A 13,545-nucleotide genomic window follows, 5' to 3' on the forward strand; every position below is an offset into this window, starting at 1 on the left:
ACCCAAGTCCGAGCACCACAGGTACCGTGCGGCGATGGCCTACGCGCTCGCCGCCTTCGAAGAGGTACTCAAATTCGTTCCGCCGGGCCAGGACGCCATCCCGGCGGACGCCTTCACCTCCGAAGTGGGCAGGGCTCGCTATCGGAAAGGGCCGGGGAAGTTCCGGCGGAACCTCATCCAGATGACCATCGACAGCACCCGTCGGGTTCTCGCCAATATCGACAAGTCGATTCCACCGAGTGATTGAGCCGGCCGCGAGGAAGCGGCTGGGAACCCGGTCCATCCGGGCCCGGTTGTCCCTCCCGGCGCCATGATGGCGCCGGGGTCGTGTCAGGCGCGGGCGCCCGGGGGACGTGCCTGCCGGGGGACGCCTTGACCGCTCGGGCGTACGGGCCTTTTGACGCTCTCGAGCGGTAGTGGCGCCACGAAGGCCGGGAGGTTCCCGGGGGTGAGGGAACCGCGCCAAAAGGAAGGCACCGGTCGGCAGGCGCAGACCTGTTCCACCGTGGCTGACCGGACCGGCGGCGCCGCCTGTACGGCCGAAAGATCTGAACCAATACCGGGAATCAGGCCGCGACGAGCTCGGGCTCGCGGTCCGGCGTTTTGACCTTGGGCTTCTTGTTCGGCAGCGAGAGCCGGAAGACCTTGCGCCACGCGGAGAACACCTGCTTGGGCAGCGGCCCGGTGACGTACTCCAGCTCGTACTTCTCGAACAGCGCGCGCACCTTCACCGCGACCTCGGCGTACCGGTTGCTCGGCAGGTCCGGGAACAGGTGGTGTTCGATCTGGTGCGACAGGTTGCCGGTCATGAAGTGCATGGCCCTGCTGCCGCTGATGTTCGCCGAGCCCATCATCTGGCGCAGATACCACTGGCCGCGCGTCTCGTCCTTGATCGACCGGCGCTCGAAGACCTGTACGCCCTCGGGGAAGTGCCCGCACATGATCACCGAGTGGGACCAGATGTTGCGGACCAGGTTCGCGGTGAACGTGGCGGCGAGCGTGGGGAGGAACGACGGGCCCGACAGCAGCGGGTGGATCACGTAGTCCTTGAGCACCTGCTTGCGGATCTTGCGCCCCACGGCCTTGGCCCGCGCGCGGAACTCCGGGTTGTTGCGGCGGCGCTTGTGCAGGTTCTTGGCGAGCTCCAGGTCGTACGCTGCGATGCCGTACTCGAAGAAGCAGGCGTTGATGAAGTTCCACAGCGGCTGGCCGAGGTGGAACGGGTGCCACTTCTGGTCCTCGTCGACGCGCATGATGCCGTAGCCGAGGTCGTTGTCCTTGCCGATCACGTTGGTGTACGTGTGGTGCAGCTCGTTGTGCGAGTGCTTCCACTGCTCGGACGGCGAGACGTGATCCCACTCCCAGGTGGTGGAGTGAATCTTCGGGTCTCGCATCCAGTCCCACTGGCCGTGCAGGACGTTGTGGCCGATCTCCATGTTGTCCATGATCTTCGCCACGGACAGGCCGGCGGTGCCGAGCAGCCACGCGGGCGGGAAGATCGAGAACAGCAGCACGCCCCTGCTGACCAGCTCGAGCTTGCGCTGCACCGAGATGACCTTACGGATGTAGGCGGCGTCTTCCTCGCCGCGGCCGGCGATCACCTCGTCGCGGATCGCGTCCAGCTCGCGGCCAAGCTCCTCGATCTGCTCCGCGGTCAGGTGGGCGGTGGGGTCGATGGCGGTCAAGGTGCTCCTACCGTTCGATGTCGCAGGGGCCCGCCGCGGCGGACACGCAGGTCTGGATGAGGACGCCCGGCTCGGCCTCGGTGATCTCGCCGGTGCGCAGGTCGCGGACGGCGCCCGCCTTGAGCGGCGTGATGCAGCCGAAGCAGATGCCCATGCGGCACCCGGAGGGCATGAGCACGCCGGCCTCCTCGCCGATGTCCAGCAACGGCGTGGCGCCGTCCGCGTCGACGGTCTTGCCGGTGGCGCTGAACGTGACCTCGCCGCCGTCGCCGGCGACGACGATGCCGGGGCGGAAGCGTTCGGTATGCAGGCGCTCTTGTACGCCGTGCTCGGTCCAGTGCTCTTCGGCGGCGTCGAGCAGGCCCGCGGGCCCGCAAGCCCAGGTCTCGCGCTCGGCCCAGTCGGGCACGAGTTCGTCGAGACGGGCGATGTCGAGCATGCCGTCCGTGTCGGTGTGCACCTCGGTGAGCCTCAGCTTCTTGTCCGCGACCAGGTCGTGCAGTTCGTCGCGGAAGATCACGTCTTGCGGCTGTGGTGCGCAGTGGACCATGACGACATCGTCGAACTCGATGTCGCGCAACATGCCCATCACGGGCGTGATGCCGCTGCCGGCCGTCAGGTAGAGCACCTTGGCGGGCTTGATCTCCGGCAGCACGAAGTCACCGGTCGGCTGGTCGAGCCGGATCAGCGTGCCCGGTTTCGCCCTGCGGACCAGGTGGTTGCTGACCTTGCCGTCCGGAATCGCCTTCACGGTGATCGTGACGCGGCCGTCCTGGCGGTTTGTCGGCGAGGTGATGGAGTAGGCACGCCACAGGCGCACCCCCTCGACATCGACCCCGATCCGCACGTACTGACCGGCTGTGTGGCCGCGCCAGCCCCGTCCCGGCCTGATCACGACAGTCGCGGCGTCACCCGTCTCGGGGTTCACGGCCTCGATGCGCCCACGCAGGTCAGCACCCGCACGCAGCGGGCTGACCAGGTCGAGGTAGTCCGACGGCAGCAGCGGCGTCGTGACCATCTCCAACAGTTTCCACGCCCTGCTGCGGAGGGCTGCACTCGTCATGACTCCAGCTTGCTGCGCCTCAAGGGGTAAAGTCCTGACCGCAGGACGTAAATCTGATCGGCTGAATTGTTCGCAGGGAACAAAATCGTGAGCCATGCAATCCGGAGGGCCAGCGAACTGGCCCTGGATGAGACGACGGTCACCGCACTTCGGGCCGCGCTGAAGACCACCGCCGACGAGGTCGTCCAGGCGATCATCGACGAGGTCCCTCCCTACGCCAACGCCCTTTCGGGTCGCATGGGCGCCACCATCCGCCGAGCCGTCCGTACCGCCCTGGGGCACTACCTGGACCTCGCGAGCGGGAACGCCACAGGCGGCGACGCCGGTGACGCGGCCTACGAGCTGGGCCGCGGCGAGGTGCGCGACGGCCGTTCGATGGACGCCCTACTCGGCGCCTACCGCGTCGGCGCCCGCGTGGCCTGGCGATGCCTGGCAGCGGGTGCCGTACCGGTAGGCCTGCCCGCCGCCGAGGTCGCCAAGTTCGCCGAGCTGACCTTCGCCTACATCGACGAGCTCTCCGCTGCGAGCGCCGCGGGCCACGCCGACGAACTGGCCGCCCGCGGCAGGGCCCACGAGCGCCACCTGGAACACCTGGCCCGCGACCTCCTCGCCGGCGCGAGCCCGGACGCGCTGCTGGCCTCTGTTCAACGTGCCGGGTGGCGGCCGCCGGTTTCGCTGACCGCGGTCCTGCTGCCCGCCGCCCAGGCCCGGCCTGCCTACCGCGCGCTCGACCCGAGCACCCTCGTCCTCGACGATCTGCCGGACGGCACCGGTGCGCTGCTCGTCCCCGATGCCGACCGATCACATCTCTTGCGGCAGCTGACCGACCGCACCGCCGTGGTCGGGCCGGCCCGGCCATGGATTCGTGCTTCGGCCTCGTACGCACGAGCCGTACGCGCGCGCTCCCTCTCCTCCGATATTCGCGACACCGAGGACCACCTGCCCGAGCTGGTGCTGAGCGCCGACGTGGACGCGTTCGCGGACCTGCGTGCCCGAGCCCTCGCACCGTTGCGGGCCTTGCCTGTCGCGACGGCACGGCGGCTGGAGGAGACGTTGCGGGCGTGGCTGCTGCACCAGGGCAGGCGGGACGAGGTGGCGGCGGCGTTGTTCGTCCATCCCCAGACGGTCCGGTACCGGATGTCGCAGCTGCGGGGCCTGTTTCCGGATCTCGCATCGCCGCAGCGGGTCCTTGAACTGACGCTGGCGGTCGGTCTCCGGGTCAGCTGACGCGTCCTTCTACCGTCTGGCTTCATTCACGTGAAGTGGTTCTGGCTCAGGTTGTGTGATGGGTGACGCTGGGTGATTCAGTTAGAGATCGAACAGCGAGTCTTCCTGCAGTCCGGGCTCGGGTGCGAGGACGGCGCGAATACTGCTGATGCTCTGCCGCCACCTTGGGCCATCAGGTGTCTCGTCCCAGAGCTCGGCGAGCTCGGAGGCCTCGGCGACCACCCGGTCCAGCGCCTCGACAGCAAGAGGCTGAAGATCGTCGGCGAAGGTCGGAAGGGCTTCGTCGGGCCCGTAGCTTGTGCTGATCGGCTCACCACCCGGGCACTGTGCCGCGATCAGAGCGACGGCAGCGACGGCCTCTGCCCCTTCTGGGCTTTCGAGGTAGTCCCGGGTCTGGATTGTGCGGGTCAGGGTCGCCCGCACGAGACTCTCGCGCTTGTCCTTGGCTGTCTCGTCCAGGGTGTAGGCGAAGTCCGCGGCCATGTCGTTCTCGAACGGGCCGATATCCCAAGTGCCCATGGTGACCTCCTCGCGTCAAGTGCGGTGATCATCGCACCGGCCACCGACAGTGGCCGTCATGAGGCGAACAGGACACGTTTCGGGGCACGAAAGCCGCGCCCGGTGGTCTCTGTGACATCTGCCGACACCGGGCCGACCGCGACGCCGAACAGGCCCGGGAACGGGCCCAGGAGCAGGCGGCGGCCGAAGTCGACGCGAGGCTGGACGGACCCCTCGGATGGATCCGCGCCCTGCGCTCCGGAGGGTCGCACCAGAGTCGGTTCCAGTCCGCGCCGACATGGGTGCGCGGATCAGGACCGGTGCCCAGAGCGCTCTGGGGCAGTACGACCGGACCGACATCGGCCCCTGCACATCCGTGAGGATGTTCCGGGGCCGGTCTCATCGCGGTGAGCCCCGAGGGGTCAGTGCTTCACTTCCGCGCGGGCATTGCGGGCGCTGTTTTCCACTTTCGGTGTGAGGGGTCGCCGGCCAGGGGTCCTGGTTCGGGCCGAGCGGCGTGTGGCCGGTCGAGCCGGATTCAAGGAGGAGACCCAGACCGGTGCGGGCGTCCTTGCCCTCGCTCTCGGTGTCGCTGTGCGTCTCGATGTTTCCGTGCCAGACGGGAGCGTCGTCGAACTTCCAGTCGCGTTCCTTCAGCAGGTACTGGAGGTTGTCGTTCTTGTGGTCTGCACCGGGGTCGAGGTAGGAGGTGGCAGCGGCAGGGTCCTTGGACATGATGCCGAGCAGGCCGTCGAGCGGGTCGTTGGCGAACCATCCGCCGTTCTTTCCGCTGAAGTCCCCCTGCAGGTCCCACATGTTCGGATCGCCGCCGCGCTTCTTGTCCTCCGCCGACCGGATGTCGTCAGCGAGGTCGTGCATGAACGGCGCCGAGTAGCCGTAGCCGTTCTGCATGAGGGTGATCAGGCTCTGATAGCCACGGACCTGCTGCCCGTGACCGCGGCTGATGGCGTTGGGGCCCTCGGCGGCTTCCGGTCACCGGCTCAGCCTCGCCTTCGACCGCTATCGGCTCGCCGTGGGTCCTTGGGACCGGCCGGTGGGCGCCTTCCCGCGCGACCCACTGCGTGAGGGTTGTCAGGCCCCGTTGGAATGCCTGCTGTGCTTTGCTCGGCCCCTATGCCGCGTGACCGTCCGCGGGGGCGGGTATCTGGTCGGGTTCCCGCCCGATGTTCGTCTCCGAGCACACCGTGCGGGACCACCTCAAGTCGGCGTTCGCCAAGACCGCGACGAACAACCGCAGAATCCTGGCGGCCCCCGCACTCGGAACGTGAACCGCGGGCCGCTACCCCGCCTGCTTGACGCAGGTCCGGTCCCTGGCCGGCAGCTTGCCGGTGGCCAGGTACCGGTTGACCTGGTCGTCCACGCACGCGTTGCCGTAGCGCCCGAAGAGGGCGTGCCGGTTGGCGCCCTCGAGGGTGACCAGCCTGGAGCTCGGCAGCCGCTTGTGCAGCTCGACGCTTCCCTTGTACGTCGTACGCGGGTCACCGGTGGCGGCGACGATCAGTACAGGGGCATCGCGCCGCACCCGGGTGGGCTCTTCGCGCGGCGAGTCCCAGAAGGCGCACGGGTTGATGTTGTTGGTCAGAGCGCCGAACAGCGGGTGCGCGGTGCGGTTGCGCTCGATGTCCCGCCAGTAGAGCTCGGGATCGCGCGCGGCGGCCACGTCCCCGCAGATGACGGCGGACTGCGCGCCTGTGGGCTCGCCCTCACCGCGCAGCACGTACCGGAGTTCCGGGACGAGCATCGGCGGTACCGTCGTCGGCCGACCCTCCGCGGCTTTGGCCAGTACGGAAAGCAGCTCGCCGAACGACGCCCGCGCCGGGTCGGTGTCGTCCGCGATGCCCGAGAAGAGGAGGAGCGGCACCTGGCTGTCGTCGATCCGGAAGGCATCGGCGCCGGCGCCGATGGTCAGCGGACCGCGCGCGGCCGCCGCGACGATGCGGTCGACGACGGCGAGCACCTCGGCGCGGCTGCGGCCGAAGCCGTAGGTGTCGTGGTGCTCCGCGGCCCAGGCGGCCCAGTCGGACAGCGCCTTCTCGTTCTCGCGCTCGGTGCCCTTCAGCAGCCGGGGGCGGTAATCGCTCGGGTTGATCGCCCCGTCCAGCACCATCCGGTCGTGGCGGCCGGGGAACATCTGCGTGTAGACCGTGCCCAGGTAGGTGCCGTACGAGTAGCCCAGGAAGGAGATCTTCCGCTCGCCGAGCGTGCCGCGGATGACGTCCATGTCGCGGGCCGTGTTGCGGGTGGTGATGTGCGGGAGCACCGCGGCGTCGGTGGCCCGGCACTTGTCGGCCAGGCTCTTCTGCAGGGCGACCTGGCGGTCGAAGCCCGCCCGGCCGGTGCCCGCGGACAGCCAGGTCATGCCGACGGGCAAGCCGCAGTCCAGCGCGGTGCTGCGCCCGATGAAGCGCGGGTCGAAGCCGACGATGTCGTAGCGCGCGCCGACCTCCTTCATCGACGCGCGGGCCTGCGGCGGGGACTGGAGCGCGGGACCGCCCGGACCGCCGTTGTTGAGGAGGATCGCGCCGATGCGGTGGCGGGTGTCGGTGGCCTTGAGCCGGGAGATCGCCACGGTGATCGTGCGCCCCCGGGGGTCGGCGTAGTCCAGGGGCACGGTCACGTCCGCGCACTGCACGCCCGCCTGGTCCAGATCGCGGCCCGTGGTGTCGTCGGGGCCCTTGACGCAGCTGCCCCAGCCGAGGTGCTGGCGGTAGTACCGGTCCAGTCCGGCCCCGGAGCTGTCCTGGGCGGGGGTCTCTGCGGCCGTGGCCAGGACGGGGGAGGACGTGAGGCAGGCGGCGAGGGTGAGGCCCACGGCCAAGGCGCGGCGTGCGGCGGGGCTGACAGTGGTCACCGGGTCTCCTTGAGCATCGTCCGCTTCGTGTGATCGCATGCCCCGAGGCTAGGAACCCGCCCTGGTACGGCACATCGCCCAAGGGCACGAGGACCCACTCCTGGCCCGGGACCTGCGTCCCGGCCCGGCCTCCTCCTCCGGGAGGAGACCGTCGGCGGGGCTGCGCTGAGGGCCGTCCCGGCCACGCGCCTGCCGTAAGGGGAGATCGCCCCACTGGCATGCCGTCAGGAGTTCTTCGGCGGCAGCACCAGCCGGAGCGTCGGAACCACCGTGTACTACCCGGTCATCACTTGGAGCACGGGCGACGGCCGCGCAATGGAAACCAGGACGAACGTCGCTCGACCCAAGGACAGGACTCTTCCCGATGGTGCGCAGCGGTGGTGATCATGGCTGTCACGGGTTGATCGAGGTGCTGTTGGTAGGCGCCGTTCCGTAGGTGGCCGGCTGTCATGGGCGTGGCTGTTTGCAACACCGGGAACCCGCCGCCCGTCCCATGCCGCTGTCGTCCGGGAAACGTCAGTGGGGTCCGTGCTTTGAGGTGGAGCCGGTTCTCGCCGACCCGTCCATGGAGTCGAGGTAGATGGAGAGCTGACCGGCGGCGTACAGCTGGGCCAGTCCGCGGAACGTGAGGTCGCGCCGCCACCCTTCCAGGGTCCTGGCCGGCGCATCGAGGTGCCGGCGTCGCGGAGTTCTCCGAGGACGGTGGCGATGGTGCCCAGGGGTTGGCCTCCCCGGCGCAGCAGGTGTGCCAATTCGGCGTCGCGCACGTCCTGTGCGAGGTACCGGCGGACCTGGTCGGCATGCTGCTGCCCGGCCTGGCCATCGTCCTGATCCTCTTCCCGCTCACCGAGGGCCACGCCCACGGAAGACGTTGCGCTCCCTGGCACGCCGACCTGGATGGCGCCGTTCCTCCGCCGCGTAGCCGACCGATACCAACAGGGCGATGGCCAGGTCGTCACGGTCGCCGATCCCGATCACCTTCTTCACCTTGGCCTCGTCCCAGCCGTTCATGGGCGAGGTTGCCAGGCCCATCTCCGTGGCGGCGAGCATCAAGAAGGAGGCCGCGATCATGGCGTCCTTGACCGCGTACTCCCGGAGCAGACCGCGCTGATCGAGGTCCTCCTGGAAGGCTCTCGACGCGGTGGAGAACATCGCGATGAACTCGTCGTTCCAGGCTCCGCTGCGCCGGGCCTGGTCGTAGACATCGCTGTGGTCATCGCGCCAGGACTGCGGCTCGGCGACGAAGACCAGTACGACCGGGGCTTCTTGGGGCTGGGGCTGGCCTCCCGTGGCCCATGTCAGCCCTGCGCGGCCCTGCTCTGCGGAGACGACGACGATCGACCGGTCCTGAAGGTTCCAGCTGGTGGGTGCCTCGACGGCGAGAGCGAGGAGCGCATCGAGTGTGGTGCCCGGGATCGGGTCGGGCCGGTAGTGGCGGACGGTGCGACGGGTGCGGATCGCCTCTGCGACAGACATGGTGTTGTGGCTCGTCATGACACTTACTGTCGGTGAGTCACTCTCCATTCGGAAGAAGGCACCTTTTCGTGCGTTACTCTCCCGGGATGAAAACCACGGTGGAAACATCCGGACTGCCTGCCGACGTCTACTCCGCGAAATGCCCGACGCGCCAGGTACTCGACCACGTCTCCGGCAAGTGGACCATCCTCGTCGTGGACGCCCTCCTCGAAGGCACGATGCGATACACCGAACTGAGCCGGCGCATCGAGGGCGTGTCGCAGAAGATGCTCACCCAGACGCTGCGCAGCCTTGAGGGTGACGGATTCGTCACCCGCACCGTGTACCCCACCATCCCGCCTCGGGTCGAGTACGACCTGACGGGGCTGGGCCGCAGTCTGGCGGAGCCGATCACCGCTCTCCGCCAGTGGACCGAAACCCACATCAACGAGATCGAGCGGGCCCGGGCCCGGTACTCCCCAGAAGGTGGTGGAAGCCACTTGAGCGGTCCGTCGGGCACAACGGGCAATGGCGCGAGCGGGGAGCCGGCGAACGCCGACTCCCCGCTCAGGCCAGGCGGTTCACGCTGATGGGCAGTTAGATTACTGGCGCAGACCACTTATTTCTGCGGCGTCGCATTCCTCTCCCAGTGAAGGTCCGCAGTGCGGGCGGCGAGGTAGTCGGCCCAGGAGGTCTTGGTGAACCCCGCCCATCGGACTGCGGTGTTGGGGTGGAGGCCGAGGATGCTCGCGAGGACCGGTACGGGCAGGCCGCCGGAGAGTGCGACCAGGGCCGCGTTTCGGGCCGGCCTGGTGACGATGCCGTGCGCCAGGAGTTTCGAGTTGAGGCCGGTCTGAGAGGTGGGGCGGCCGGGGACGAGGCCGGGGAAGAGCCATTGCTCGCCGCGGGTGGTGCGGGTGGTGCGGGTGAGGGCGGCTCGGGTGTGGGGTGCTTCGGCCGGCTGGTGGAGGAGTCTGGCGAGCCGGGGCGGCAGCAGGAACGGGTGCCGGTAGACGGTGAGGTAGCTGTTGCCCTCGCGGTGGGTGGGCTGGGTCGCGGTGAGGTGCCGGACGTGGGACGCGTGCAGGCCGAACAGAAGGATCAGTGCGCCTGCTGCCCGCGTGTCCAGAGCCATGGTGGAGTCGGTCAGGCACTGTTTCAGCAGCTGCCGGCGGCTGTCTTCGTCCATCAGCCGACTGGGCTGCTGACGTGGAATGGAAGGGACCGTGAGCTTGCCGGTGAGGCCGCGGCCGGCGGTCCAGGACTGGAAGTTGCCCGGACGCTGGATACGACCACAGCATGGTCCACCTCGACCCGAAGGCCAGAGGAATCACAGGCCAGATCGCCAAGCGCGGCGCGAAGAACTCGATCCAGACCGGCGGACGGTGGGTGGTGGAGCGCACGAGTTCCTGGATGAACGGCTGCGGCAAGCTCCGCCGCTGCACCGAGCGACGAAGAGCCCCCGTCGGGTTCTTCATCGCCCTGGCCGGCACAACCATCACCGTCCGCTGCCTGATCCGACGTGCCTGGTCTCTCTACCGCTGGGACACCCGCCCACGAGGCTCCCGCGTCCGCTGATCCACTGGCGGCCACTCTTGGACGTCCAGTCAATATGGGCGGCATGAGGAGCCAAGTCGGTTACGAGAAGAGGGTGTTGCCTATCGGGTCGGAGCGGGGAGAGACTGTTTGTGAGCTGAGAGTAGGTGCGCCCGTGGCAGGAGCCGAACCGGAGCACGTCGCCTGGTTGTCCGAGAGCCAGTTGGCCCGAGCGTGGCCGACCATCCGGGCGACCTGCCTGGACGCCACCGCGAATGCCAACGGAGTTCGCAACAACCTCCGTGTATCGCAATCTACTTGGGGCGAGAGCAAGTGGCGCACGTATCACCCCGCGGACGTCGCCCGGGTGGCCGGGGCGATCGCCGACGGCACCGCGGAGCTCCAGCCGCACTGGCGGAACGACACCCCCGAGGCCAAGCTGCTCGATCAGCGCCTTCGCAGGAAGAACCTGCCCGGTGCCATCGGGTGCGCCCTGCTCGTCGCCGTTCCGTTGGTGATCATCGTCATTCTCCTGATCATCTCCTGGAACGGCTCCGGATCGTCTTCCCCTTCCTACTGGCACTCCGCCGGACCCGTATTGGGTACGACCGATGTGAGGACGGGAGGGCCGGTACTTCGAGAACCTCGGCCACCTTGCGGGCCAACGCGGCCACCTGCGGAGGCAGGGAGCCGTCCAGCGAGTCGATGTCGTCGCACGGGCCGCGCTTTCAGCCCACACGATCCGGTTGAGGACCGTCCGGTCGTCCAACCGCTGCCGCTCCAGCACAGACCGGGGCAGCAACTGCCACACAGCTCCCACTCGGCATCGGACAGTTCATGGCCACATATCACGACACCATGAACCACAACCCGAGATCACTTTGGCGACAGACCCTGGCTAGGAGTCTTCGACCTCGCGTCGTGTCGAACCTCCGGTGGTGCGTACGAACTGCCCTGGCGCCGGGTCACCCCGAAAGGGGGCCGGACACTGCGGCGGCGTCGGCGTCGGCGTGAGCGTGGGCGTCAGGTGGCCCTCAGGCTGTCCGGAGTCGTTCGAGGAACTCGCGGACGCCGTCTACCTTCTGGTAGGGCTTGAAGGCGGGGGCGTGTGCGTGTGCGTGGATCAGGGTGACGCATCGGTCTGCGCCGATGCGGGTGGCGAGGTCGAGTGACTCGGTGCTGACGAGGAGGGCCTGTTCGACTTCGCGGGCTTGGAGGAGGCTGCGTGCCTCGTAGGTGCGGAAGACCCCGCGCGTCTTGTCCCGGGCCCGTGGTAGCAGGGTCAGGCCCTCGTCGATGCGGGCTCGGGCCGCGTCGGTACGGCCGAGGTCGAGGAGGCACTGGCCGGTGTCCACTGCCAGGTCCGCGGTGCTCATCCACCGGCACCAGCCCGGTGCGGGGTCGGCCGCGTCGGTCAACGAGGCGGTCTCGGCAGCGGCCAGATCACGGTGGCACTCGGCCGCGGCTCCCAGGGCGGCGTGGGCCCGGGCCCTGCGCAGGTGCAGCAGCGACCGGGCGGTGGGGTGCCTCGTGTGGATCAGGGCCTGACTCAACGGTTCAACTGCGGATCCGGGCCGGCCGAGCCAGATCGACTGATAGGCGAAGTCCGACAGGACAAGCAGTGGCGCAAGGAGGGGCTCGTCCCGGAACTCGAGCTGCCCTACAAGCCCCCCGCGGTCCTTCAGGCCGGTCGTGTGGCGGCCGCCGAGTTCGGTGTCGAGCAGTCGCTCGCGGACGCTGCCGTGATCGTCCGGCACCTTCTCGTCGACCGTTTGGCCCTGACCCTCGGCGACGAAGAGGCACTCGACCTCTTCGACGAGGCCGCGCGCACCCTGGTCCTGGCCCGCGGCCCCGAAGACGCCGCCGACATGATCACCGCCCTGGTCTTCCAGATCGTCGCGTTCCTCCCCATGCTCGCGGGGCCGGACCGGGACATCGAGTTGGCGTACACCGAATGGCTCGGCTCCCAGATCACCCACGCGCGCCGCCAGTAGCGGGAGGAACGGCGCATGCGCGCCGAGCAGTGACCGCGTAGCCGGTGAACTGATACGACGGGGGTGGGATTCGTGCGGGGTGACAACCGTCAGATCCAGACGGCGGTCCTGGGCGGTGCGGATTCGGGAAAGCCGCTGTTGCTGCCGCGGGAGGCGATCGAGCTGGATGCCTTCCGCCAGCGTCATGACCAGGACCCCTTCTGGTGCGGGCTGCTGCTCGGCGGCGGCGGTCAGCTCACGACCAAGCTGTACACCGACCGCGTGTACCACTTCGCCCACCACCCTGGCACGGACAGACTCTGCGGCCGCCGAGATCCGGCGTGGCGAGCGCGGACCACTTGTACGTGAAGGCCGCGGCCGACGCCTGGCTCCGCACGGCCGGCGATCCCGAGGGCCGGGTCCACTTCGACCGCCTGCCCGAGGTCGACCAGGCGAGCTCGCTGCTTCCGGAGCCGGCCGCGATGAACAGCTGTCAGTGCTGCTCGCCCCCTGAGGGCAAAGCGCCATATTCGTTCAGAGGCACGATTTCCGCGTGTCCGTGCGAAGAATCGTGCGGAACGGCTGTTACGGAACTTGCTGCTCCGGTTGGGTGACGGCGGGTCAGTGCGCCTGGTGGTGCGCTCCGGGCGCATTGATCCACTGTGTCGCGCGCGCTCTGGGTGGGTGTAGCGGTCAGTGAATGTCAGGGCCACGCTCACGCGGACTGTGTGTACAGCGCAAACGTGTGTGACGGAAGTGTCCAGGGTCGGTAACCGGCCTCGTCGGGGGCTGTGGTCGGCCACATGTCGGGTCGAGAGTTTGGGTCCTCGGCCCACCACGGGCCGGGCACCCGCATCCGGTACGTGGTTCGTATCGGCTGGTGAAACAACGCTCTTGAGGGGCCACCAGATGTCTGTTTCCTCGACCGCCCGCCGTATCGGCGCCACTGTCCTGGCCGCCGGCGCGATCGTGTCCGCCGCCGCTCTCCCCGCCACCGCGGCGGACCGGGGGCACGACCGGCACCCGCGGGTGGAGATCTCCCGGGTCCAGGCCGACGCTCCTGGACGTGACGACCGCTCCAACCGTTCCCTGAACGGCGAGTGGGTCGAGATCCGCAACACCACCCGCCAGCCGGTAAACCTCCGCGGCTGGACGCTGCGTGACTCCGACGGCAACCGGTACCGCTTCAACGACACCCGCATCGGCGGCCGCGCCACCATCCGGATCCACACCGGA

14 protein-coding genes and 2 pseudogenes are annotated in these 13,545 nt (G+C 68.7%); 8 read left to right on the forward strand and 8 right to left on the reverse strand.

Annotation, left to right across the window (positions count from 1 at the left end):
- Nucleotides 1–247, forward strand: a pseudogene (locus tag ADK55_RS03475) (hypothetical protein); the annotation flags it as partial.
- 319 nt (nucleotides 248–566) lie between these two features.
- On the opposite strand, the gene ADK55_RS03480 reads toward ADK55_RS03475, so the two are convergent.
- Nucleotides 567–1,685, reverse strand: a complete 1,119-nt coding sequence (locus ADK55_RS03480; RefSeq protein WP_053675900.1) for a fatty acid desaturase family protein — start codon at nucleotides 1,683–1,685, stop codon at nucleotides 567–569.
- Between the two features lie 7 nt (nucleotides 1,686–1,692).
- A complete protein-coding gene (locus tag ADK55_RS03485) occupies nucleotides 1,693–2,748 on the reverse strand; it encodes a ferredoxin reductase (RefSeq protein WP_053675903.1) in 1,056 nt (351 codons plus the stop codon).
- Between the two features lie 87 nt (nucleotides 2,749–2,835).
- Here ADK55_RS03485 and ADK55_RS03490 point away from each other — a divergent pair, with 87 nt between their 5' ends.
- Nucleotides 2,836–3,975, forward strand: a complete 1,140-nt coding sequence (locus ADK55_RS03490) for a PucR family transcriptional regulator (protein ID WP_053675904.1) — start codon at nucleotides 2,836–2,838, stop codon at nucleotides 3,973–3,975.
- An 81-nt stretch (nucleotides 3,976–4,056) separates the two neighbouring features.
- On the opposite strand, the gene ADK55_RS03495 is transcribed toward ADK55_RS03490, so the two are convergent.
- On the reverse strand, nucleotides 4,057–4,494 hold the full coding sequence (locus ADK55_RS03495; RefSeq protein ID WP_053675906.1) for a DUF4259 domain-containing protein: 438 nt from the start codon (nucleotides 4,492–4,494) through the stop codon (nucleotides 4,057–4,059).
- Nucleotides 4,495–4,872: 378 nt separating this feature from the next.
- Nucleotides 4,873–5,385, reverse strand: a complete 513-nt coding sequence (locus ADK55_RS03500) for a hypothetical protein (protein WP_053675908.1) — start codon at nucleotides 5,383–5,385, stop codon at nucleotides 4,873–4,875.
- Nucleotides 5,386–5,657: 272 nt separating this feature from the next.
- Here ADK55_RS03500 and ADK55_RS03505 point away from each other — a divergent pair, with 272 nt between their 5' ends.
- A complete protein-coding gene (locus ADK55_RS03505; protein WP_053675910.1) occupies nucleotides 5,658–5,762 on the forward strand; it encodes a two-component response regulator in 105 nt (34 codons plus the stop codon).
- Between the two features lie 11 nt (nucleotides 5,763–5,773).
- Here the strand turns inward: ADK55_RS03505 and ADK55_RS03510 are convergent, their stop codons facing one another.
- Both ADK55_RS03510 and ADK55_RS03515 read right to left on the reverse strand, forming a co-directional pair.
- Complete coding sequence (locus ADK55_RS03510) at nucleotides 5,774–7,345, reverse strand: alpha/beta hydrolase (RefSeq protein ID WP_053675913.1); 1,572 nt, start codon at nucleotides 7,343–7,345, stop codon at nucleotides 5,774–5,776.
- Between the two features lie 843 nt (nucleotides 7,346–8,188).
- On the reverse strand, nucleotides 8,189–8,839 hold the full coding sequence (locus tag ADK55_RS03515; protein ID WP_053675915.1) for a nitroreductase family protein: 651 nt from the start codon (nucleotides 8,837–8,839) through the stop codon (nucleotides 8,189–8,191).
- A gap of 68 nt (nucleotides 8,840–8,907) precedes the next feature.
- On the opposite strand from ADK55_RS03515, the gene ADK55_RS03520 reads away from it, so the two are divergent.
- Nucleotides 8,908–9,390, forward strand: coding sequence for a winged helix-turn-helix transcriptional regulator (locus ADK55_RS03520; RefSeq protein ID WP_078998430.1), 483 nt, complete (start codon nucleotides 8,908–8,910; stop codon nucleotides 9,388–9,390).
- 29 nt (nucleotides 9,391–9,419) lie between these two features.
- Here ADK55_RS03520 and ADK55_RS03525 read toward each other — a convergent pair whose 3' ends face one another.
- Nucleotides 9,420–9,989, reverse strand: a complete 570-nt coding sequence (locus tag ADK55_RS03525) for a hypothetical protein (RefSeq protein WP_053675917.1) — start codon at nucleotides 9,987–9,989, stop codon at nucleotides 9,420–9,422.
- Between the two features lie 89 nt (nucleotides 9,990–10,078).
- Here ADK55_RS03525 and ADK55_RS03530 point away from each other — a divergent pair.
- Nucleotides 10,079–10,378 (forward strand): annotated as a pseudogene (locus tag ADK55_RS03530) (IS5/IS1182 family transposase); the annotation flags it as partial.
- A 992-nt stretch (nucleotides 10,379–11,370) separates the two neighbouring features.
- Here ADK55_RS03530 and ADK55_RS03535 read toward each other — a convergent pair.
- On the reverse strand, nucleotides 11,371–11,889 hold the full coding sequence (locus tag ADK55_RS03535) for a hypothetical protein (protein ID WP_234349881.1): 519 nt from the start codon (nucleotides 11,887–11,889) through the stop codon (nucleotides 11,371–11,373).
- Between ADK55_RS03535 and ADK55_RS39040 the strand changes: the two genes are divergently transcribed.
- The 3 genes from ADK55_RS39040 to ADK55_RS03550 form a co-directional block, all read left to right on the forward strand.
- The gene (locus ADK55_RS39040; protein WP_199826433.1) at nucleotides 11,869–12,330 is read left to right on the forward strand and encodes a hypothetical protein; all 462 of its coding nucleotides are present in this window, start codon (nucleotides 11,869–11,871) and stop codon (nucleotides 12,328–12,330) included. The genes ADK55_RS03535 and ADK55_RS39040 overlap by 21 nt on opposite strands.
- A 72-nt stretch (nucleotides 12,331–12,402) precedes the next feature.
- Nucleotides 12,403–12,678, forward strand: coding sequence for a hypothetical protein (locus ADK55_RS03545; RefSeq protein WP_234349882.1), 276 nt, complete (start codon nucleotides 12,403–12,405; stop codon nucleotides 12,676–12,678).
- Between the two features lie 540 nt (nucleotides 12,679–13,218).
- Nucleotides 13,219–13,545 (forward strand): lamin tail domain-containing protein (locus tag ADK55_RS03550; RefSeq protein WP_078998431.1); only part of this gene is annotated, 327 nt, incomplete at its 3' end.

Source organism: Streptomyces sp. WM4235, from assembly GCF_001279725.1.
Classification (GTDB): Bacteria; Actinomycetota; Actinomycetes; order Streptomycetales; family Streptomycetaceae; genus Streptomyces.